This is a genomic window from Parabacteroides sp. HGS0025 (assembly GCF_000969845.1).
Lineage (GTDB): Bacteria > Bacteroidota > Bacteroidia > Bacteroidales > Tannerellaceae > Parabacteroides > Parabacteroides gordonii.
This window is the reverse complement of sequence record NZ_KQ033903.1, coordinates 72,718-96,743: the sequence shown is the minus strand read 5'-3', so window position 1 is coordinate 96,743 and position 24,026 is coordinate 72,718. Positions and strand designations below refer to the sequence as shown.

Here is a 24,026-nt window from a genome sequence, read left to right as displayed (position 1 = left end):
ATTATTATGTCGCAAAGGTATCTATTTTAATGGTAAACCAGAATAAAGTACCCACTCCTTCTTCCGATTTCACACCGATTTCGCCGCCCAGCTTTTCTACGATCGTTTTGCAGATAGAAAGTCCCAGACCGGTGCCTTGCTGGAAGTTGTTCAGCTTAACGAAGCGCCCGAACACTGAATCGATCTTATCCGCAGGAATGCCGCAGCCGGTATCTTTTACGTAAAAGCGCAACATGTTTCCTTCCTGCCGGTAGCCGAAGCGGATGCTTCCCCGGGTAGTAAACTTCATGGCATTGTTCAACAGGTTGGTAATGACCTGGGTCAGGCGATTCTGCTCCGTATGGATCAGGCACTGGGGGAGACGTTCTTCGAAAGAAATCTGAACTTCCGGATGCTGGTTGCGGATCCGGCAGCTTTGCTCTATTCCCGTTAACAGGCTGTTCACGTCTACATCCGAATAAGTGAATTCGAGTGTCCCGGCTTCTATTTTGGAAAGATCCAGTATGTCGTTAATCAGTTGGAGCAATAATTCATTGTTGTTTTCGATGATCTTGATGAACTCCTGCCTTTCCTCCAGGCTGTCTTCATTGACTAAAAGGGTGGAAAAGCCGATGATCGCATTTAAAGGCGTACGTATCTCGTGGCTCATATTGGCCAGGAAAGCCGACTTGAGACGGTTCGCTTCTTCCGCCTTTTCACGTTCGCGTATCTCCTGTTGTACCTGCCAGTAAAACCGGAGTCTCATCACCAGGATTATGATTATGGCACAGACAAGCGCGATGATGCAGATAATAGCCAGCTTGTTTTGTTCATAGAAACTCGGAGGACGCTGATAATAGACTGCATTGTGAGGGTAAAGGTTACTGTCGGTATTATGTAGTTTTAAATGTCGGTAATTCAGATAGGTTTGCGGTTTACCTCCGTTATGTGGCTGAATATCACGGGCCGGAGTGCCGTCTACTATTTGTTGTAAAGTATGAATAGCTTCTTCACTAAAGTCGGATAGCGAGATATAATGACCTCCGGCAAAGTTCCCGTTTTCTGCTTGTAGGTCGGCAACGGTAAAAACCGGATTATGGGCAAAGCCGTAAACGATCCGCTGTATGTTGTCATTCAGGAAATTAGTCTCTTGAACCTGTTTTGAGAACCAGGAGTAATACAGTATTCCGGTTTCCTTATTGTAGCGTGAGATCGTATCCAGTAATTGTTCGGTAGAAAGCCGGGTCGTAGTGAGAAGGTCTAATTTCAGGGACGGATAATAGTCAGCCAATGCTTGTTCCACTTCTTTCTGTGCACACAGGCTGATATACCGGTTATCGGATATGAAAGCTATCTTCTTGATCTCCGGTTGAATGCGTTGCATGAGTTCAATCGTTTCCTTCATGTAGAAAGGTTGATATAAGGCCGTTATGTTATAACCTTTCAGCATCTGGCTGGCGGGGACAAGTTCTTTTTCTGATATATTCCGGAAAAGGAGATTATCGATACAGGCTGGCATTGTTTGACGTGAGTAGCAGATCAGGACAGGTACCTCTTTCCAATCGCTGTCGAATAAGGGACGGTATACTATCCATCCCGGGTCGCCGATAAAGACAACGGCTTTAGGGCGTATGGGGTATTTTTCCAGTAAGGAGTTTCTTTTGGCTTCGGCTTCATCCGCATTCGCGATGGTAGGAACCATCAGTTCTTCTGTGCAGACTGCATATTGAGGGCCATTAAAGGTATTGTAGATAGATTGATAGACTCCATTTGTCCAGACTTCGTCGTAATTGACGGAGTTCAGAACAAGGATGTATTCCTGCTTGCCTTGATTATTACCGTATACTAGTGTGAGGTGGCAGAGGAAAAGGCTTAGCATGATAATTGCTTTTCGCATAAAGCCCGTATGAATTTAAATGAAAAAGCCGGCTATAAGACCTATTGTCGGGAACAGATGAGTCTTGTAGCCGGCTTTTTGTGTGAATGTTTTACCCTATTGAATAATGATTTCGTCTACAAACAGATAGGCCGGATTGCCTGCACCACCGTGCCATGCCGGTAGTTTATCGCTCTTGATGATCACTTCCACATAGCGTGCTTTTACCGGGTCGAAAGTGATTTCCTGCGAATAGATGCCGTCTTTATCCGACTGCTTTAGCGAGGGGATTACTTTGGTAGCCACCTCTTTGAAGTTCTGGCCGTCTTCAGATACCTTTACGGTAATTCCGGCTGCCCCCATGATCCAGTCGCCTTTTACCACATTGGTGTTAAAGCTGACCTTGCTGATCTCTACCGGCTGTTTCAGGTCGATCGCTGCATCCAGGTCTTTTCCCTGGAAGCCCAGCCAGCGGCCGGTTTTGTAGTTGGTATCACCGGTCAGGCCGTCTGTCAGTTCGGGGCCACCGTTGAATTCATATCCTCTGCTCGGAGCTACGCGCAATGTTACAGGCTTCGCTGTCGATTTGCTGAAATTGATCTTTTCAGAGAATACGCGGCTGTTGCCGGTAGGACGTACAACGACTGCTTTTATAGTCGCATCTTCTTTGATCTTAACGGGTGCTTTATATTTACTGCTTGCACTTGTCGGTTCGCTACCGTCCAGTGTATAGTAAATATCACCATCACCCATCGTCGACAGGTTTACAAGGATCTGTCCGTTTTCAGTATCTGTAGTGAATTCGGCATGGATGTCGAAGATGTTCTTGGCATAGTTGTAACCCAGACGGTCGTACAATTTTGTCATGCGAACCAGGCGGGGAAGGAAACTTTCATATTCTTTCTTGCTCGGGTCTGTCCACTGTACTTCTGCCAGGGCGGCCATACGCGGCATCACCATGTATTCAACCTGTGAGAAGGTCGGGATATATTCAGTCCACAGGTTAGCCTGTACACCGATCACATATTTCTTGTATTCGTCGGGGATGCCGGTAGTCGGTTCCAATGAGTAGACCCGTTCCAGCGGCAGGTAACCACCGATAGCCATCGGTTCGTTTTCCGTGTCGGTAGACTGGTAATAGTCGAAATAAAGGTATGTGTTCGGAGTCATGATAACGTTGTGGTGTTGTTTAGCCGCTTCGATACCTCCGTCTACACCGCGCCAGCTCATAACCGTAGCATTCGGAGCCAGTCCGCCTTCCAGGATTTCGTCCCAGCCGATGATGTGGCGTCCTTTGCTTTCCACGAATTTCTCCATCTGTGAGATTACAGAGCTTTGCAAATATTCTTCCGCACTGTGTTTCTTGTCAGCCTTAATACCTTCCGCTTTGATACGAGCCTGGCATTTCGGACAAGTCTTCCAGCGTACTTTCGGACATTCATCTCCTCCGATATGGATATATTCGGACGGGAACAGGTCGATCACTTCTGCCAATACATCTTCCAGGAACTGCATCGATTTCTCGTTTCCTGCACAGATCACATCATCGGAGATACCCCATTGTGTCCATACTTCGTACGGGCCGCCTGTGCAACCTAGATCCGGATAAGCAGCCAATGCTGCCTGCTGGTGTCCGGGCAGGTCGATTTCAGGAATGATCGTGATGAAGCGTTCTTTGGCGTAAGCAATTACGTCGCGGATTTCGTCTTGTGTATAGAAACCTTCGTAAGGTTTACCGTCATATTCGCCGGTATTATGTCCGATCACGGTTTCTTTACGTTTGGAACCGATTGTTGTCAGCTCCGGATATTTCTTGATCTCGATACGCCATCCCTGATCGTCGGTAAGATGCCAGTGGAATGTGTTCATATTATGTAACGCCAGTATATCGATATATTTCTTGATAGAGTCGACAGGGAAGAAGTGACGCGATACATCCAGGTGCATGCCACGATAGGCAAAACGGGGATAGTCGTTGATCGTTACAGCCGGGAGTTCGATATTCATTCCTTCGGCTACTGCGGGGATCGTCTTGCGTAAAGTCTGTATACCGTAGAATACGCCTGCTTCGCTTGCACCGGTCAGTTCGATCCCTTCGGGTGTTACTGTCAGGCGGTAGCCTTCGGGGTTGGAGATGCTTTTGTCGATCGACAGGTTGATAGGTTTGGCACTCTTGTCGGTCACAACTTTTGGAGCATAGCCGGTCGCTTCCTTAATATAAGAGGCCAGAAACTCGCCTGCCTGTTTCAGTAAGTCATTTCCTTCCGGGTAAATGATAGAAGTAGAAGGCGTTAAGATAAAAGGAGTCCCGTTTGTCAGGGATACATCCTGCGGCAGCGGAATGATCTGATAATCACCTGTTACGACTTTCCCGTCGGAACAAGCTACCATTCCTGCAAAAGCTGCGCAAAGCAGCGCGTACTTGCTTAGTTTATTCATGCGTTATAAAAAGTTATAAATGATAATGTCTTTTTCTGCTTATTTTATATTTTGTCAGAGATTGTGTTCAAAGATAGGAATTTATTTCATATATGTAATAATCAGAGGGATAAAGAGGAATAATTATATATCTACAAGCCTGTCTTTTTTATAGAAGTTATTAACCTTCTTTACTGTACTGCATTTGGTGTAAGCATCGTGGCAGTAGATCAGTACCTGGCCTTCGCGGGCGGCTTCTTCCAACATGCGTACTTTTTCCTGGTAAGAGGTCACCGGATAGGTGTCGTAAGCCGATATCCATTCGGGCGAAACACTTGCAACGAGAGGGATTACATCGCCGGCAAAAACAAAAGTCTGTTCAGAGGTGGTGATATAAGGTACGAGCTGTCCGGGGGTATGTCCGTCGAAGATACGCAGTTCGATATCCGGACAAAGCTTCGTGTCGGTATCGATCAGGCGCAACAAACCTTTATCTGCGATCGCTTGCATGTTTTCCATGAAATAGGAATCTTTTTCGAGCGGGTTAGGATGCAGGAAATTCTCCCATTGCTTCCGGCTGACCCAGTGTGTGGCGTTAGGGAAAGACGGGTATAACTCTCCGGTCTTTTCCTCTTTCCTGGTGGAATAGCCGCAGTGGTCGAAATGTAAATGAGTCAATATCACATCCGTCACCTGTTCCGGAGTGATCCCTTTTTTTCGCAATTCCTCTTCCAGATCGACCAGGTTGAAGAAATTATAATAACTGAGTTGATCGAGATGTTTATTGCCCGCACCATTATCGACAAGTATTATTTTTTCGGGATACTTTGATATAAGAAGGCTCCTCATCGTCAGGATACAACCGTTCTTTTCATTGCTCGGATAACGCCGGCTCCACGCTGTCTTGGGAATAGCGCCGAACATAGCTCCCCCATCCGCGTAAAAACATCCTGTGTCAATAAGATCTATCTCCATTTCACTTTTTTTGTGTCAAATATAAGCAAGTTTTTTCTATTCCCCATATGTTGAAGCTTGATGAAAATGTGTACATTTGCGCCAAAATCTAAGCGATGCGAAAAGTTCATTTAATCTCCGTAACCGAACCTCTTGTCCTTGACCTGGCTTTGGCTATTCACGAGAAGGGATATGAAGTAAGCGTTTCCGGCGATGGTATAACAGAAGAAGTTGTTGCAAAGCTCCGCGCTGCAGGTTGTACTTGTCATGGAAACGGATGGTTTCCGGAGAGATTAATTAAAGATAGTAATTTTGTCGTTCTGGGTGCCACTGTCAAACAGGATAATCCGGAATTGATAAAGGCCAAAGAATTAGGCTTGCTGATTCTCTCAATCCCTGAATTCATATTTCAGCGTACTAAGGAGAAAACACGGGTAGTTGTTGCGGGTAGCCGCGGAAAGAAAACAATTATCTCGATGATCGTTTGTGCCCTTCAGCGGCAGAAGCTGGTTTTCGATTATGCCCTGACTAGCGAGGTCGCTCTGCTGCCTAACCGTGTACGGATGAGCTATGAAGCACGCATTGCCCTGATTGAAGGAGACGAACATGTTACTTCTGCGTTGGAAAAACGTTTCCAACTGGAATTTTATCGCCCGCATATCGCTATTCTTACCAATCTGTCGTGGACACCGGATACCGACCATGCCACACCGGATGCTTATTATGATACATTCAGGAGTTTCACAAAGCTGATAGAGCGTGAAGGCAAACTGATCTATTTCGAAGGCGACCGTATGGTCAAGCAACTGGCCGAGAACGTTCGTGAGGACATCACCGCTATCCCGTATGGAGAACATGCTGTGATCGAGAAAGACGGAGCTACGTTTCTGCAAACCCGTTACGGGGACTTCCCGATACGGATAGCCGACAGTTATTTCCTTACCAATCTGAATGCTGCCCGTCTGGCCTGCCGTCAGTTAGGTGTTAAAGATGCCGATTTTTATCGGGCGTTATCTGAATATAGTGTATCTTTGTAGCTATGATTATAGCAAAACAGAAAAGAAAAGAAAATATAGCCGAGTATTTGTTATACATGTGGCAGGTGGAAGACCTGATACGTGCCAATCATTTTGATATCGATTCCATCCGCCGTACGGTTATCTCCCAGTACGATCAACCGGACGAAGTAAAGGAAGAAATCGCCCGATGGTATGAAGAACTGATCGAAATGATGCGTAGCGAAGGTGTCATGGAAAAGGGACATATTCAGTTGAATAAGAATGTGATTATCACCTTGACCGACCTGCATCTGCGGCTGCTTAAATCTCCGAAAGAAATGATTTACGGGGCGGCCTATTATAAAACGCTCCCATATATAGTTCAGCTCCGGGCTAAATCCGGGGGAGAAGAGCTACCCGAACTGGAAACCTGTTTTAATGCTATCTATGGTTTTCTGCTTCTGCGGATGCAGGGAAAGCCGGTAAGTCCGGAAACCCAGGAAGCCATTAAGCAGATCAGTTCTTTTCTGGCCCTTCTTGCCGAGAAATATCGCGAGGATATGAACGGAGAACTGAAATTAGAAGATTAAAGACATGAAAACAATCTTAGTAACAGGTGCCAACGGACAGCTGGGCAATTCTATCCGTCTGCTGGCAAGCCAACATCCGCAATACAATTTCCTTTTTACGGATGTCGATACATTGGATATAACAGATCCTGTAGCGGTAAAAGCCGCGATAAAAGATAACCAGGTAAACTATATACTGAACTGTGCAGCCTACACGGCTGTAGATAAGGCGGAAGACGACGAGGCTTTATGTCGCCGTTTGAATTGTTATGCGGTACATGTATTGGGTGAAGCTGCCCGTGAAGCCGGAGCAAAAATCATCCATGTATCAACCGACTATGTGTTCAGCGGTACAAGCTACCGTCCGTATAAGGAGACCGACGATACACGTCCGGTTTCTGCTTATGGCCGTACCAAGTTGGCCGGTGAAGAAGCCCTGATGGAAGTTTGCCCGGATGCGGTAATCATCCGTACCGCCTGGCTGTATTCCGAATTTGGGAATAACTTTGTCAAGACCGTTCTCCGTCTGGGTAAAGAACGGGATCAGCTTGGTTTCGTATTCGACCAGATAGGTACACCGACTTATGCCGGCGATCTGGCTGAAGCGATCCTGACTGTTGTTACTGCCGATGAAAAGGAAGCTTTCGTTCCGGGAATTTATCATTATTCGAACGAGGGTGTTTGCAGTTGGTACGATTTCACCGTGAAAGTACTGCAGATAGCCGGAATAGCTTGTAATGTCCGGCCGATTGAAACAAAAGATTATCCTACACGGGCAGTGCGTCCGCCTTATAGCGTATTGAATAAGAGTAAGATAAAAGAAACGTACGGTATTGCTATCCCGCATTGGGAGGAGAGCCTTCGTGTTTGTTTAAAAGAAAAAGTACTAACGTGAAATAGCCCATTCTACATTGAAGAAACTAACGTTTGATATAGAAAAAGTCAGGCAAGGAGACCTACCGTCGTTTCGTCGGTTTTTTCAGGTATTATATCCACGTTTGGTCGCTTTAGCTTCCAGGTTTGTAGATGAATATACTGCGGAAGATCTGGTACAGAATGTTTTTTTATTTTATTGGGAGCGGAAAGAAACAGTAGAAGTTAACGATATAAAATCTTTTCTATATAAATGTACACAGAATAGCTGTCTGGATTATTTAAAGCACCAGATGGTTGTAGAAGAGTATGAGAGGAAAGTTAGGATTGGAGAGCTCCGTCTACTTTGGTTGGAGGAGCATTCTGATGAGAATGATGTAATAAAATCAGTTATAAGTCATGATTTGCAGGATGTAATTAATGAATCCGTTGAAAAGCTATCTCCTAAGTGTGCTAAAATATTCCGTTTGTGTTATTTCGAGGACATGAGTCATAAGGATATTGCTGAAACAATGGGGATTTCTTCCCGCACAGTGGAATGGCATATTCGTCAGGCTATTATATTTCTTCGAAAGGATTTACACCACCTTTTTATACTTATATTGTGTTTTTCAACATATAAGTAAAAAAAACAGGAAAATCACCCCGTAGTTTTCCCTTGCTCGATCTTCGTTTATATATAAGCGATAATTTTGAGCAAGATGAACGAAGAACAAATCATAAAATATTTAAAAGGTCAATCTACTCCGGTTGAGTCGGAAAGGATCGAGAGCTGGATATTGGTGGACAAAAAGAATGCCGATATCTTTTTTGAAATAGAACGACTTTGGTTGATGAAGCGCGAAGCCGCTATCGCTCATTCCTGTCGAGTTGAAACGGCCTATGAACGTCTGTCCCGTATATTACAACCACAATCACGAAAATATAAACTGTTTGGTCTGCATTATTGGAAATACGCAGCGGTTGGTTTGATAGCCTTATTGATTACAGTTGATATTTTTTATGATCGCTCGGTTGTTCCGGATGCGGTGAATATGGTTGAGGTTCCCAAAGGGCAGCGTGTTAACCTTGTTTTATCGGATGGAACGAAAGTCTGTTTGAATTCAAACAGTCGTTTGCATTATCCTGCTGTTTTCTCAAACAAGCAACGTCATGTGGAATTGGAAGGAGAGGCTTTTTTTGAAGTAACGCACGATGAAAAATGTCCGTTCGTTGTACAAGTCCCGGATATGACAATAAAAGTACTGGGTACTACATTCAACGTAAAAGCTTACCGGGATGAAGTGACGTATGTCACGCTAAAGTCAGGAAAGGTAGAAGTTTGTACAACTGATGAGCGGGAGTCTGCGATGTTGAATCCGAATGAACAGGTTTCCTATTCAAAATTAACAGGTTTGAAGTTGCATCGTGTGAATGGTAATGCTTTCTATGTCTGGAAAGCTGGTGAGATTGCCTATGTCGATAATTCTCTTTCTGAGATAGTAAAAGATCTGGAACGTCGTTTCAATGTTCACATAAGAATAGAGGGAGCGGGACTTGCCGAAAGGAAATTCTCTTTACGCGTGGAGAATAATGTCACTTTATCTCAAATTCTTGCTTTGTTGAAAGGTACCCGTCAGCTGGATTTCAAGCTGGATGGTAACCAGGTAATAATTTATAAAAATGGATCGCCTATGGAATAGAACGGATATATAAATAAAGAACCGAAAATGCTCCCAACACTTCCGGTTCCGATACGATTAATCAAATAAATTTTCTAATAACCTAGATTTATTACTAACTAATCATCTACAAATGTATGGATTATATTATGAAAAGTATGCTTCGATGTATTAGATTTTCATCGTGGCAAAGAAAAAGTTTATCTATTATGAGATGTCTACTCTTGTTTGTACTCTTTGGAACTCTACCTGTATTTGCTGAAATCACATATTCACAGTCTGCTCGTTTCTCGCTAGATATGGAAAACGTAACAGTGCAGGAAGTGCTTTCCGCTATTGAACAGAAAAGTCTGTATTATTTTACTTATAATATGGAACAGATCGATGTACACCGTAAAGTGTCGGTGAATGTAAACGATAAAAGTATTACGGATGTACTGGGCCAGTTATTTTCCGGTGAAAATATTAAATATGATATTGACGATAAGCATATTGTCCTGTATAAAGGATCAAGTCGGAATATTGCTTTGATAAAAGCCCAACAAATGCGTAAGATAACAGGAACTGTTAAGGATGACAGAGGAGAACCTATTATTGGGGCTAATATTGTTGAGCAAGGAACAAGTAACGGTACAATATCTGATATAGAGGGTCGGTTTTCTTTGGAAATATCGGGAAACAGCAGCCTGATCATTTCCTATATTGGCTATATACAACAGAAAGCTACTCCGGGAAAAAACAATATAGTAAATATAATATTGTCGGAAGATACTAAAAAACTGGACGAGGTGGTCGTGATCGGTTATGGTACACAGAAGAAATCGGATGTATCCGGGTCTGTGACGACTGTGTCCGGTGAAAAGCTTGCAAATTTACCTACGGCAGGTGCTGCAGAAGCTCTGCAAGGGATGGCACCGGGGCTGTCTGTCAATTTTGGAACAGGTGCACCGGGAAGTGATCCCACGATAACTGTACGTGGTATGACATCCTGGGGTTCCAGCAATGAGCCATTGGTTGTAATTGATGGAGTACCAGGTGATATGTCCTATCTAAATCCGGAAGACATCAAATCCATGACGGTTCTGAAAGATGCGGCAACTGCTGCTATCTATGGAGCACGTGCGGCTGCCGGTGTTATTCTGATCGAAACGAATCGCGGAGGAAAGCAGGAACCTAAAATTTCGGTTTCTGCCTATTTCGGTATGGACGACCTGCCTAAGCGGATGGATGTTTGTAATTCGGAAGAATTCATAAAAGTACGTAAGATGGCGCTGACCAATGCCGGTTTACCGCAAAGTCGCTGGCCTAAATATATTGCGGCATATGAAGAAAACCCCGGACAATTTGCCGACACGGATTGGCAGAGAGAATACTATCGTCGTGGCCTGACTCAGAAATATAATTTAGGATATACTGCAGGTAATGAAATAATGAACGTAGCCTTGTCTGGTTTTTATTCTTCAACAGACGGAATTATTGTCGGCACAGACTCTGAGAAGTTTGGTTTTCGTTTGAATTCAGATATCAAGCGTGGTAAATTCAAAATGGGAGAGTCTATTAGTTACGGACGAAAAACGACAACTCCGGAAGCTGATACCGGTTTTCCGGGTATGTACCAGACTACGAATATCGAACCGTTGGTCTCTGTTTACGATCCGGAAAATGATGGAGGGTATGGTGGTGCAATATCCGGTATGGGCATGTCGGATGCCGCAAATCCGGTTGCTTTCAATAATCTGATCAAAACGACTAAAGCCAATGATTACATTTCGGCTTCGGCTTATGTCCAGTATGAACCTATTGAAAACCTGATCGTTAAATTCCAGGCCGGACGTAATATGAACTTCTATCATTATAAATCATTTACCCCTACCTATTACGTAGGAGCCAGTAAAGTGAATAAAATAGCTTCTTTATACGAAGAAAGAAGTAAACGGATAGAAGACCTGTTGGAATTGACTGCTAATTATAATAAAACATTTGCAGAAAAACATAGTTTACAGGCATTACTGGGTATTTCCCAGGAAGAGAACAGGTATGATGACCAGTCCGGTTCTGCCTCTCAGTTCGAAAACAATGATATGCAGTACCTGGAGCATGGACAAACTAATTTTGCAGTGGGAGGAGGATACAACCGTTATGCACTGCGTTCTGCTTTCGGGCGTATTGGTTATAACTATGACTATCGTTATATGGCGATGGTTTCAGCTCGTTATGATGGTTCTTCCCGTTTCGGTGAAGGTAACAAATGGGGCTTCTTTCCTTCTGCATCTCTCGGTTGGAATATTGCGAATGAAGAATTCTGGATGAAGATGAAAGAGACTGTGTCAACTTTTAAGTTGCGTTTGAGCTACGGTGCTTTAGGTAATCAATCGATCGGTAATTATAAATATATCCCCCGTCTGACATCCAATACGAATAACCTGAATTATCCTTTTGGCGGTAATCAAATTAACATGGGGTATGCTATTATAGGTTTACCTTCCACACATATCAAATGGGAAACAACGTTATACAAAAATATCGGTATCGACCTGGGATTCTGGAACAATAAACTAGAGTTTTCCGCTGAGGCTTATATCAAGAATACGAAAGATATGCTATCATCTAAAAATATCAGTGCATGTACAGGTTTTGGAAGCCTTATCGTAAATGAGGGACGCCTGCGGACAACCGGTTTTGAAATGCAGGCTATCTATCACGGAAGCGTAGGAAATAAATTCAAATATGATCTGGATCTGAACGTATCGCATTACAAGAGTGTCCTCAAAGAAATGTCGGATCCCGGTTATCTGGACGAATATGGTCCGGCACGAACCTATGTCGGTGGTGAGATTGGAGAATTTTGGGTACTGAAAACAGCTGGTATTTTTCAAAATCAGAAAGAAGTGGATGACTGGAATGCCCAGCACGGGTCGAAAGATGCTGCAGGTAACTGGATCCCTTTACAACCGGCTGCTGCACCAGGTGATATCCGCTTTATTGATCAGAATGGGGATGGAAAACTTGACTCGAATGACAAAGTTAAAGTGGGGAGTGGCAATCCGAAAGCTGTTGTCGGATTCAATGTCAATTTACGTTACGGGGCTTTCGATCTGGTAGCAAACTTTTACGGTAATTTCGGAGTGAAGCGTTACAATTATATGAAACGCCAGTTACAGCGTATGGACAAAGTTTTCAACTATGGTAAAGATGCATTGAATGCGTGGACTCCGGAAAATCCGGATACAGATATTCCACGTGCGGTAGTAGGCGACCCTAACGGTAATATCCAGACCTCGGATCGTTTTGTCGAGAATGGAAATTTCCTGCGGCTGAATAATCTGCAGATTGGTTACAGTATGCCAACAAAGGTCTGTAAGTCGTTACATATAGATAACTTACGTGTTTATCTAGCAGCTAACCGTTTGTTCACGATCACCGGTTATAAAGGATACGATCCGGCAACCGGAGCAACATCAAATAGCGACTCCGGAACTACTTATATGGGTATCGACGACGCTTTGTATCCTTTGAGTCGTTCTTATATGATTGGTTTGAAATTTGGTTTTTAATCATTAAAGAAGAATATCATGAAACTGAAGAATATATTTATTGCAGGTCTGGCACTTAATCTCGGGTTATCGGCTTGTACGGGCACTTTCCTGGATGAGAATACAAATCCGAACTATCTGACTCCTTCTACATTCTGGAAATCGGAAGGTGATATACTTAAAGGACTTACGTCTGCCTATGCCTATTTACAACCCAATATGGATTGGGGGATGCCTTTTGAGCGTTATATCGTAGTAGATAATTACCGGAGTGATGAACTGGACTTTCGTGCTGATGTGACCTCATGGATGAATCTGGCAATGTATAACAATACACCGAACGATGCACTGGGTTATAGCGAATGGACTAACTTGTTCAAAGGTATTAATTATTCAAATCAATGTATTGACAATATACCCAACGTAGAGGGTGTCTCGGAAGAAGTGAAGAACTGTTCGCTGGCGGAAGCCCGCTTTTTACGTGCTTTTTACTATTATCGGTTGTATCTGAATTTTGGTGAACGTTTACCTTTGTATGAACATGAACTGAAAGGGACGGACGAAGAATTCTATCCTCAGCAATCACAACCTGGAGTTATTACAGACTTTATCGAAAAAGAATTGATTGATGTACAGAATTATCTGCCCGAACCTGACGGATGGAAACCGGAGCAGGCAGGACGTGCTACTAGGTATATGGCAGCAGGCATACTGGCTAAATTCTATATGTTTCGTAACCAACAGGATAAAGCGGAAAAAGAATTGAAAAAGATCATTGATAGTGGACAATATGAGTTGATTAGTAATTATGCCGATTTGTGGGATGGATTACATAAAAACAGTAAAGAAGCCGTGTTTGAAGTGCAATACTCCGGGAATATGGACGGTGGGCGTCGCGAATTTAACCGTCTGGCTATTCACCTGGCATCCAGTGATGCCGAGGGGTATGAAGAGGCCTATCCCTCTTTCTGGCTGTTTGATGTCATGAAGCAAGACAAAACGGTTGACGGCAATTACAGCGATCGTTTATATGCTACCATTCTATTCGATGATCCGAAGACCAAAGCTTTCTACATGGAAGAAGGTAAACAATTCAGCGATTATCATTCAAAAGATGCGATTTACTGGCATAAGTTTGTTACTTGGGACGAGTCACTGAGTCAATATTGGGACTGGAGTGCTTTTAACATTCCGGTAATCCGTTATGCGGATGTTCTTTTATTGTATGCAGAATGCCTTAATCATAGGGGAGCCACCTCGCAGGCTATAGACTATATCAACCAGGTTCGTGCTCGTGTAAATGTTCCGGCTCTTCCAAAAGATATGGGTAAAGATGCTGTCTTGAAGCATTTGCAGAATGTAGAACGTCCTTGCGAATTGGCTCTTGAAGGTTCACGGTGGTATGATCTGATACGCTGGGGAATTGTAGAACAAGCTTTGAGGGATCATAAGAAGCCTTTTGTTGATAATTATGTAGACACAAAGCATAAGCTATTGCCTATTCCACACGACGAATTTCTGTTAAATCCGGACTGGGAGCAAAATCCGAATTTCTCTAAATAAAAGTCTGGTATTGCACAGATCCTCTTTGTAACATTACACAGAGTGACTTTATAGCATTACCCAGAGCCTATGGGGAACGTTACATACAGGCTCTGGGTAACGTTATAAAGAGACTCTGTGCAAAAACTTATTTTTTATAGAAACCTTCATTTAATAAATACTCTTAATCATGAATAATATAATAAACCATCTTTCGGTTTGTTCCATTCTTTTATTGTTTTCCTGTTGCTCAGGAGTGAAGAATGACGTTTCATCGGAAGAAATGAAGAATGACCGTAACGACTTTTATAACCTGATAAATATCAAGAACGTACCGCAAACAGAAAAAGACCGCGATCTCTTTGTGTTTGCCGATCAGGGTTCATGGACAGGATATGCACTGCCGGAAAATGAAGCGACCCGACTGGCCGGTAGTTTTGTAGGCCCTTACATGATGACTGGTAGAGGATGGATTGCCCTTTCACTTGCAGAGCCGGTTATCTGGGTTGACGGTGAGAAGTATGATCTTGCCCGTAATATACAGACTTCTAAATATTATCCGGGCAAACTGGTTCAGGAATTCAGGAATGAACAATTGAGCTTTGTGACTGAGCTATGTTTCTCGTCCGCCCGTACTGCGGTGATCCGCTCCAGTGTGAAGAATATAAGCTCGAAAGATCTGACTGTTTCTTTACAGTGGCGTGGTGGAGTCTATGAGAATAGTGCGACCTTGTCGGCAACCGGTAAAGGTGTGAAAGTCGTTCATAACCAGGAGCAGACGCTTACATTTATCTCGTTCAATACAGCCCAGGATGTGCGGTTGGTGGGAAAGGACAGTTTGCTTGTTGCAGAAAAAGAAAACTTACAGCTTACACCCGGTAGTGGCTTTGAAACAGTGTCCACTCAAACATTTGCGTTTGATGAGGCAACATTGAATAAAGAGTTCGAACTGCTTAAAGGTTTGGATGCTGACAGGGTCTTTGTCGAGAATGAAAAACGGTGGAATACTTATTTATCTTCCCTGTTCGATAATGATAGTCCGTTTATGAAAGAGAACAAATACAGGCATGTGGTAACTAAAGCCTTGATGACGCTGGTGGCTAACTGGCGTACCCCATCGGGGGATATTCTGCATGACGGGACTTATCCTTCCTATAGCGGTTTCTTTGGTATCTGGTCGTGGGATTCTTGGAAACATGCGGCTGCCAATGCCCTGTATAACCCTGAAGAAGCAAAGAATGAGATACGTTGTCTTTTCGATTATCAAGCGGAGAATGGAATGATCCCCGATTTTGTGAGCCGAAATAAAGAACGGATCAACTGGCGTGACACGAAGCCCCCTTTGGCAGCATGGGCTGTTAAATGTATTTATGATGCCACTGGCGATAAGGCTTTTGTGGCGGAAATGTTCGATAAACTGTATAAGTATCATCAATGGTGGTATACCGACCGCGATCATGATAGGAACGGCATCTGCGAATATGGCTCTACGGATGGCACCTTGATAGCAGCCTGTTGGGAAAGCGGTATGGATAACGGAGTTCGTTTCGACGATGCCGTCATGCTGAAGAATGAACCGGAAAAGGCTTGGTCGATGGATCAGGAGAACATCTGCCTTAATTCTTTCCTCTATGCCGAAAAAGGTTTTCTGGCAGAAATGGCGGAGATACTGGGAAAGAATGAACTGGCATCACAATTGAAGCAAGAAGCGGAAGTCCTGAAAGTGCATATCCAAACGAAGATGTTCGACGAGGAGACCGGTTTCTTTTATGATACCCGTCTGGGAACCGGTGAGTTCATTAAAGTGATGGGAGCCGAATGCTGGTTGCCGCTTTGGGCCGGTGTGGCTACTCCGCAACAGGCACGGAAAGTCTTGGATAAGATGCTCGACCCGGAGAAGTTTAACTCAAAGGTTCCATTGGGTACGCTGGAGATCAGTCACCCCAGGCTCCGTCCGACCCGTGGATACTGGCGTGGCCCTGTTTGGATAGACCAGGTCTATTTTGGTGTGACAGGTTTACGTAACTATGGTTTCGAGAAGGAAGCAGATGGGTTTGTTGCTAAATACATTGATAATGCGCAGGGATTGCTTACGGATGGCCCGATCCATGAGAATTATAATCCGCTTACGGGCGAAACCCTGAACTGTCCTAACTTTAGCTGGTCGTCGGCAGTGACTATTAAAATGTTGTTGAATAAATAAACATACAGATATGAGAAAGCAATTATTGTTGGCTGTAGGGATGTCCGGTTTCTTGTTTGCCGCCCATGCCCAGTTCGACGGAGCACCGATGGAAAAGCCACAAGCGAAAGAAGAGGTGGCGAAAGAGCTGCGTCGTGATAAATATCCCCATTCGAATAACGATTGGGAAAACTTCGACGTGTTACACATCAATCGTTTGCCTTCTGCGGCTACTTTTCTGGGATATCCGACTAAGAAACTGGCTGTTGATGGCATGAAGTCGGCATCTCCTTATTATATGTGTCTGAATGGAACCTGGAAGTTCCAGTATGTTCCGAAGGTAGCCGAACGACCGCTTGACTTTTGGGAGCAGGGTTTTGATATCTCCGGTTGGGCTGATATAACTGTACCGGGGAACTGGGAACTGCAAGGTTTTGGCTATCCTTTCTATGTAGGTAGCGGCTATGGATTTAAGAAAAATCCGCCGTTGATCCCGGTCGATAACAGTCCTGTCGGTTCTTATAAACGGACGTTTACCGTGCCTGCCAACTGGAAGAATCGCCAGGTCGTACTTCATTTCGGTTCCGTGGCTTCTTCCTTCTATGTTTGGGTGAATGGCAAACAGGTCGGCTATTCGCAAGACTCCAAGACACCTGCCGAGTTCGATCTTTCCGACTATCTGAATTGGGGGGGAGAGAACGAAATTGCTGTCCAGGTTTTTAAATTCAGTGATGGCTACTATCTGGAAGACCAGGACTTCTGGCGTTTTGCCGGCATACAACGGGATGTGTATCTGTATGCCCGTCCGCAGACACATATCCGAGACTTTGAAGTTGTGACCGATTTGGATGATCTGTATACCGATGCCGACTTCAGTCTGTATCTTGAACTAGGGAACAGAAATCCGGAAAAGATAAAAGGAGCCGAGGTAGAAATAGAACTCCAGGAGCCGGATGGTCGCAGCATTTACACGGAGCGGAAAAAGCAGCAAAAAGAAAATCCTGATATCCTGTTTCATAAAAAGATCATCGCACCGCAGCTTTGGAGTGCGGAGAAGCCGAATCTGTATCGCCTGCTCTTAACTTTGCGGGTAAACGGAAAAGTAGAAGAGGTCGTTTCCCGCCTGGTCGGCTTCCGGGAATGTGAAACGAAACATGCGCAACTATGGGTAAACGGTAAACCTGTATATATAAAAGGAGTGAACAGACATGAACATGATCCTCTTACCGGACATGTAGTGGACGAGGCCTCGATGATTAAAGACATACAATTGATGAAGCAATTCAATATCAACAGTGTGCGCACTTCCCATTATCCGAACGATCCGCGTTGGTACGAACTTTGCGACCTGTATGGTATCTATGTTGTGGATGAAGCCAATATCGAAAGTCACGGAATGGGGTACGACCCTGATAAATGCCTGGCCAATCAGCCAGAATGGGAGAAAGCCTTTGTCGATCGTACGGAACGTATGTTTGAAAGGGATAAAAACCACCCTTGTGTCATTGTATGGTCGCTAGGAAATGAAACTGGCGAAGGATGTAACTTCGCTACGACTTATAAATGGATACATGACCATGACAGGTCGCATCGCCCGGTTCATTCGGAAGACGGGATTAAAGGGCCTTATACCGATATTTTCTGTCCGATGTATAAAAAGCTGGATGTATTGCTGAATTGGACTCTTTATCTACCCAACAAACCGCTTATCCTCTGCGAATATGCACATGCGATGGGTAACAGCGTCGGTAATTTGCAGGATTACTGGGATGTGATTGAAAAGTATCCGAGCTTGCAGGGTGGATTTATCTGGGACTGGGTCGATCAGGGAATTGCACGGAAAACTTCAGACGGCCGTTTCTACTGGGCTTACGGTGGTGATATGGCACCGGAAGGAACACCGAGTAGTAAGAACTTTTGTATGAACGGACTGATCGCTGCCGACCGCACATTGAAACCGCATATATGGGAAGTGAAGAAGGTCTACCAGAACATCGCTTTCCGCTTGGCTGACTACCATAATGGTCTGGTGGAACTGACAAATAAGTACTTCTTCACCGACCTCTCCGACTTCACGTTCGGCTGGCGTCTGGAAGGAAACGGTGAAGTGCTGGCAAGCGGGACGATTGATAAGGTGGAATTGCCTGCTCAGGAGAAAGGTTTGTTCAAAACATCTTTCCCTGCGATCGATGAAAGACCGGGAGTGGAGTACTATCTGAATTTCTATGCCTATCAAAAATCGGATGCCGGATTGTTGAAAGCCGGAGAAGAACTGGCCTGTGAACAGGTGAGACTTCCGTTTGGTAAGCCGGATCCATCTTTGCAGGTTGCCGTTCCTGTGAAAGCAGAAGAACGTTCCGGGCGTATGGAAGTGACAGTGAGGAAGATGAAAGTCGCTTTCGATCTCTCAACCGGTGCCCTGTGTTCCTATCAGACCGATGGCAAAGAAATGATAAAGGAAGCCCTGCGTCCAAACTTTTGGCGGCCGTCTACGGATAATGATCTGGGAAGCGATCTGGCTAAACGTTGCGATCCATGGCGGCATGCCGGACGGGAGGCAAAATTGGTACAGATAGAAAAACAGTTAATTACAGCAGATAAATATGAGCTGACATCTACTTATCAGTTACCGGAATCGGTCGGTCATTCCTCTTTTGTAGTGAAATACCTGGTTTCAGGAGAAGGATATGTCGATGTAAGTTGTCTTTTTATTCCTGCCAATGATACTTTGCCGCTACTTCCACGCCTGGGAGTAAGCCTGACATTGAACCGGGAGTACGACCAGATGGAATGGTTCGGGCGTGGCCCGCATGAGAACTATTCCGACCGTTGGACAAGTGCTTTTGTGGGACGTTATAAAGGGAATGTCTGGGAACAGTATTTCCCTTACGACCGTCCGCAGGAGAACGGCAACAAAACCGAAGTCCGCTGGATGACCCTCACCAATAAGGCAGGCAGTGGGTTGAAAGCTGTAGGCCAACCTTATATCAGCACCAGTGCCTATCTCTTCCCGACCGAAGACCTGAGTGAAGTCGATCTGAAGAAGCATCAGCGTCACCTGTCCGATATACAGCCGAAAGACATGGTAACCTGGAATATCGACTGGAAACAAATGGGCGTAGGCGGCGATACCAGCTGGGGTGCCTATCCGCATCAACCGTATCTGATACCTGCTGTAAGACACAGCTTCGGGTTCCGTTTATATCCGTTATAATTAGATAGGGGCAGGTTTGGAACCTGCCCCTTCGTTTTGTATCTTTGCCCCGTCTTTGTAAAATACAATATTAAGAATAAGATGAGTCAATATTCAGAAGAGATTAAAAGAAGAAGAACGTTTGCTATTGTCAGCCACCCGGATGCCGGTAAGACGACATTGACAGAAAAACTGTTGTTGTTCGGAGGGGCTATCCATGTGGCTGGTGCCGTGAAGTCTAACAAGATCAAAAAGACGGCTACTTCCGACTGGATGGAAATAGAAAAACAACGTGGAATCTCCGTTGCAACCTCTGTAATGGCTTTCGACTATGAGGATCATAAAGTGAATATCCTCGATACACCCGGTCACCAGGACTTCGCCGAAGATACTTTCCGTACCTTAACGGCCGTAGACAGTGTCATTATCGTGATCGATATTGCCAAAGGTGTGGAAGCACAGACACGTAAACTGATGGAAGTTTGCCGTATGCGTAAAACGCCGGTGATCGTGTTTGTCAACAAGATGGACCGCGACGGTAAAGATCCTTTCGACCTTCTGGATGAGATAGAAGAAGAACTGCAGATCAAGGTGCGCCCGCTGAGCTGGCCGATTGATATGGGACAGCGTTTCAAAGGTGTATATAATATATATGAAAAGAAACTTGACCTTTACACTCCGAGCAAACAGTATGTAACGGAGAAGATCGGTTTTGACGACATCAACAATCCCGAACTGGAAGACCATATCGGTATTAATCTGGCTGATAAACTTCGTTCGGATATTGAACTGATCGAAGGTGTTTATCCGGAGTTCGATGTGAATACTTATCTGAAAGGAGACATCGCCCCGGTATTCTTCGGCTCTGCCCTGAATAACTTCGGTGTGAAAGAGTTGCTGGATTGCTTTATCAAGATCGCTCCGTCTCCCCGTCCTATACAGGCTGTTGAACGTGTGGTCGATCCGGAAGAGGATAACTTCACCGGCTTCATCTTCAAGATCCATGCGAACATGGATCCGAACCACCGCAGTTGTATTGCGTTCGTAAAGATCTGCTCCGGCCGTTTCGAGCGTAATGCCAACTATAAGCATGTACGTTTTGGCAAACAGATGCGTTTCAGTAGCCCGACAGCGTTCATGGCTCAGAAGAAAGAGACGGTGGACGAAGCATTTGCCGGTGATATCATCGGTCTGCCGGATACCGGTAACTTCAAGATCGGTGATACGCTGACTTCCGGTGAAGAGCTTCACTTCAAGGGACTGCCCAGCTTCTCTCCGGAAATGTTCAAATATATCGAAAATGCCGATCCGATGAAGGCTAAACAGCTGAACAAGGGTATCGAGCAATTGATGGATGAAGGGGTTGCACAGCTCTTTACCAACCAGTTCAACGGCCGTAAGATCATTGGTACGGTAGGGCAGTTGCAGTTTGAGGTTATCCAGTATCGTTTGTTGCACGAATACGGTGCACAGTGTAAATGGGAACCGATCAGCCTTTACAAAGCCTGCTGGATTGAAAGTGATAACCAGGTTGCTTTGGAAAACTTCAAGAAACGTAAATCGCAGTATATGGCTCTCGATAAGGAAGGGCGTGATGTATATCTGGCAGACTCCGGTTATGTGCTGACTATGGCGCAACAGGACTTCCCGGATATTAAATTCCACTTTACTTCGGAGTTCTGATATTGTTTGAGATAACAATCTCTATATTCAGAAAGAGCCGTGTCGACAATCTCGACACGGCTCTTTTCGTTTACTTTTATCTTGTCCGGCAATATTTATTTATAAGGCTTGCCTACCACCAGTTTATCTCCCGACAGATCGACTTCAAACAGATGAGGAACGCGGTGATAGTGTCCGTTCCTGTTTTCATGGCTATGAACAGACATCAGCCATTTGCCTTCCAGTGTCTGAAACAACATCCCGTGACCGAAGTTCTCAGGAGTGATAATCTCTTTCTCCTGAATCCAGGGGCCATCCAGCGTACCGCTTTCCGAATAGGCAACTCCCTGTACATAGACATCATAAATCCAGCTAGTCCAGATCATTCCCAGACGGCCTGTTCCTGTCGTGAACAGATAAGGGCCGTCGGTGACCTTGTGCGGGCCAATCTTTCCATTTTCGTCTTTCTCCCGGCTCCACGGAGAGTCGCTGGCACGGAAAAGGAGTTTCCCTTCGCCGACAGAACCGCTTAAATCAGGTTTCAGTTCAATCTTTTCGATTGTACCGTTCCAGTTTTGCAGCCATTCGTAACAATAGATCATATAGGGCTTTCCGTCTTTATCCACCCAGAAAGTACCGTCCAGAGTCGGCTTATCGGCGGGTAGATAAGTCGGATCTTTCATCGGGACATAGGGGCCGTCCGGTTTATCACTTACCAGGATATGCGAAGCCCGGCGCTCTATCGGAGTACTGCGAACCGTATCGATCATTACCGCCTGGTTCGTGAATGTGGCAAAATAGTAATACTTATCCTTATAGTGATGCAATTCCGCCGCCCAGATCATAGGGGTAGGGCCCATCCATGATTGCGGATCTGTTTGGGCAACCTGAAAAGGCCCTTCCCAGAGCTTCAGGTCTTTACTTTTCCAAAGCAGGCCTCCGGTACCGGTCATATAGTACATCGAGGTTTTCCGGTCGGCCAGGATAGCCGGATCACTTAATGTGATGGAATCCAGCGGAATATTCTTTCTTGCGGGGATATTTCCTTTCTTTTGGGCCGGAAGTATGAGCGAGAAAGTCAGGCAAGTCAATACGATCAGACAAAGTTTATTCATAACAATGGTATTTAAAGTTGATAATATGAGTAATCGAAACACTTATCGTGTGCAAAAATAGGGATATAATCTTATAAAGCTGCTTACAGACTCCCAAAAAATGTTTATGCGGATTTTGCCTTCATGGGTTCATATGCTAACTATGCCTGTTGATAATCTGGGTTTCATGGCATGAAGGCACTGCTTTGTTTTGCCTTCATATAGCCTTCATTTTACCATTCATCTCAATTTATATCGGTTTAATCTCTTGACTTTACATCGAAAAAGAGCTAACTTTCACCCCGAAATCTTATCTCCGGCAACCTGCTACTAAGCCCTCAGCATAGGAGAACTAAGTCTTTATCTCCCTATATCTAAACTTTTTTCTCCTTACTTTGAAAAACGTAAGGTTCACTTTCCTAATATGTAAGGCATGGATTGCAAATATGAAAGGCTAGCCTTACTCTTTTGTATGGCTAGCCTTTCATATTTAAAATAGCGGAGATAATAGCTTAATAGTGCTATGCTAAAAGCTTAGTTCTCCGGTACTAAGGGCTTACTATAGCTTTTCTATTACTTCCAGGGTGAGACCTGTACATTCCGATATATCCTTGAAGTCAAATCCTTTCTGCTTCATGGTTGTTGCGACGAGGTGCATGCCTTGCTCCATTCCTCTCTCTATCCCTTTTTCCATGCCTTGTTTTAGACCTTTCTCGTTTGCTTGTTCTATGGCATATTCTGTTGTGCAACGCCAATCGCGGTAACGCTTCAGTACTTCGTCATATACGGCACGCTCATGGGGATCCATTGCATTCACGTTTGCTGCATCGAGTATGCGGCGGAACGCCTCGTTTTCCTCCTTAAAAGGTGACACATCAAATATATTCATATTCTTCAATATATAAATCATATTCTCAAGAGGAGTGATGCATTCCTCTTTCTGTAAATTAAATAACTCAAACGAAATATAGACTTGTTTCAGTTTGATTTCACTAAAAGATTTGCCTGTTGCTTCATTTGCCAATACTACATCCGTACGCCAGGTAGGGAATTCAGGTAAGCTGAAGTTCAACAGGAAGATACCATAGACCGGAAGCAATTCATATTTCCACTCCGATCCTATTTCTCCCTGACGGGAGATCATACGACAAATGTAATAAAATCCGCGGTTAAAGAAGTAACGTTGGGGGCAATTCTGCATTTCAAGGATAAACTTTGTCCCGTCTGTGTCTTCACAAAGGCAATCGAAAATGATTGTGCGTTGATCCAATGATTCGGGAATAATCTCTTTATCCAGATAAGTAAGGTCTTTTACCTTACGTTCGCCTTGCAGAGTGGCATTAATGAAATCGATAGCTACTTGTTTGTTACCGAATACAGCCTTGAAGCCGCTGTCGAGCATAATGTTAACGTAATGTTCCATAGCTTATGGTATGTAATGGTTAACACCTAATAGCAGGTGATGGGGCAAATGTAGTCAATATTTTATTTA

At 44.4% G+C, this 24,026-nt stretch carries 15 protein-coding genes; 10 read left to right on the top strand and 5 right to left on the bottom strand.

Going from position 1 to position 24,026, the window contains the following annotated elements:
• Window positions 1–4: 4 nt before the first annotated feature.
• The 3 genes from HMPREF1212_RS17655 to HMPREF1212_RS17645 form a co-directional block, all read right to left on the bottom strand.
• Window positions 5–1,876, bottom strand: a complete 1,872-nt coding sequence (locus HMPREF1212_RS17655) for a sensor histidine kinase (RefSeq protein WP_046150511.1) — start codon at window positions 1,874–1,876, stop codon at window positions 5–7.
• 96 nt (window positions 1,877–1,972) lie between these two features.
• Window positions 1,973–4,294, bottom strand: coding sequence for a glycoside hydrolase family 20 protein (locus tag HMPREF1212_RS17650; protein WP_046150510.1), 2,322 nt, complete (start codon window positions 4,292–4,294; stop codon window positions 1,973–1,975).
• A gap of 123 nt (window positions 4,295–4,417) precedes the next feature.
• Window positions 4,418–5,248, bottom strand: coding sequence for an MBL fold metallo-hydrolase (locus tag HMPREF1212_RS17645; protein WP_046150509.1), 831 nt, complete (start codon window positions 5,246–5,248; stop codon window positions 4,418–4,420).
• Window positions 5,249–5,343: 95 nt separating this feature from the next.
• Here HMPREF1212_RS17645 and HMPREF1212_RS17640 point away from each other — a divergent pair, with 95 nt between their 5' ends.
• From HMPREF1212_RS17640 to HMPREF1212_RS17595, 10 genes are all read left to right on the top strand, one after another.
• The gene (locus HMPREF1212_RS17640; protein ID WP_028727777.1) at window positions 5,344–6,264 is read left to right on the top strand and encodes a Mur ligase family protein; all 921 of its coding nucleotides are present in this window, start codon (window positions 5,344–5,346) and stop codon (window positions 6,262–6,264) included.
• A 2-nt stretch (window positions 6,265–6,266) separates the two neighbouring features.
• Entirely contained in the window at window positions 6,267–6,815 is a 549-nt protein-coding gene (locus HMPREF1212_RS17635) for a DUF4924 family protein (protein WP_028727778.1), read from the top strand.
• Window positions 6,816–6,819: 4 nt separating this feature from the next.
• Window positions 6,820–7,689, top strand: coding sequence for a dTDP-4-dehydrorhamnose reductase (gene rfbD / locus HMPREF1212_RS17630; RefSeq protein ID WP_046150508.1), 870 nt, complete (start codon window positions 6,820–6,822; stop codon window positions 7,687–7,689).
• 16 nt (window positions 7,690–7,705) lie between these two features.
• Window positions 7,706–8,293 carry an RNA polymerase sigma-70 factor gene (locus HMPREF1212_RS17625; protein ID WP_046150507.1) on the top strand — a complete coding sequence of 196 codons (588 nt, stop codon included), beginning with the start codon at window positions 7,706–7,708 and terminating at the stop codon, window positions 8,291–8,293.
• 75 nt (window positions 8,294–8,368) lie between these two features.
• Window positions 8,369–9,349, top strand: coding sequence for a FecR family protein (locus HMPREF1212_RS17620; RefSeq protein WP_046150506.1), 981 nt, complete (start codon window positions 8,369–8,371; stop codon window positions 9,347–9,349).
• Between the two features lie 116 nt (window positions 9,350–9,465).
• Window positions 9,466–12,882: a TonB-dependent receptor gene (locus tag HMPREF1212_RS17615; protein ID WP_052725042.1), complete on the top strand. Its 3,417-nt coding sequence runs from the start codon at window positions 9,466–9,468 to the stop codon at window positions 12,880–12,882.
• 18 nt (window positions 12,883–12,900) lie between these two features.
• A complete protein-coding gene (locus HMPREF1212_RS17610) occupies window positions 12,901–14,424 on the top strand; it encodes a RagB/SusD family nutrient uptake outer membrane protein (RefSeq protein ID WP_046150505.1) in 1,524 nt (507 codons plus the stop codon).
• Between the two features lie 169 nt (window positions 14,425–14,593).
• On the top strand, window positions 14,594–16,606 hold the full coding sequence (locus HMPREF1212_RS17605; protein ID WP_046150504.1) for an MGH1-like glycoside hydrolase domain-containing protein: 2,013 nt from the start codon (window positions 14,594–14,596) through the stop codon (window positions 16,604–16,606).
• A 10-nt stretch (window positions 16,607–16,616) separates the two neighbouring features.
• Window positions 16,617–19,799, top strand: a complete 3,183-nt coding sequence (locus HMPREF1212_RS17600) for a beta-galactosidase, LacZ type (protein WP_046150503.1) — start codon at window positions 16,617–16,619, stop codon at window positions 19,797–19,799.
• Between the two features lie 81 nt (window positions 19,800–19,880).
• Window positions 19,881–21,461, top strand: coding sequence for a peptide chain release factor 3 (locus HMPREF1212_RS17595; protein ID WP_046150502.1), 1,581 nt, complete (start codon window positions 19,881–19,883; stop codon window positions 21,459–21,461).
• 95 nt (window positions 21,462–21,556) lie between these two features.
• Here the strand turns inward: HMPREF1212_RS17595 and HMPREF1212_RS17590 are convergent, their stop codons facing one another.
• Both HMPREF1212_RS17590 and HMPREF1212_RS17585 read right to left on the bottom strand, forming a co-directional pair.
• Entirely contained in the window at window positions 21,557–22,555 is a 999-nt protein-coding gene (locus HMPREF1212_RS17590) for a glycoside hydrolase family 43 protein (protein WP_046150501.1), read from the bottom strand.
• A gap of 538 nt (window positions 22,556–23,093) precedes the next feature.
• Window positions 23,094–23,957 (bottom strand): Rpn family recombination-promoting nuclease/putative transposase, encoded by an 864-nt coding sequence (locus tag HMPREF1212_RS17585; protein ID WP_046150500.1) that lies wholly within the window; start codon window positions 23,955–23,957, stop codon window positions 23,094–23,096.
• Between the last annotated feature and the right edge of the window lie 69 nt (window positions 23,958–24,026).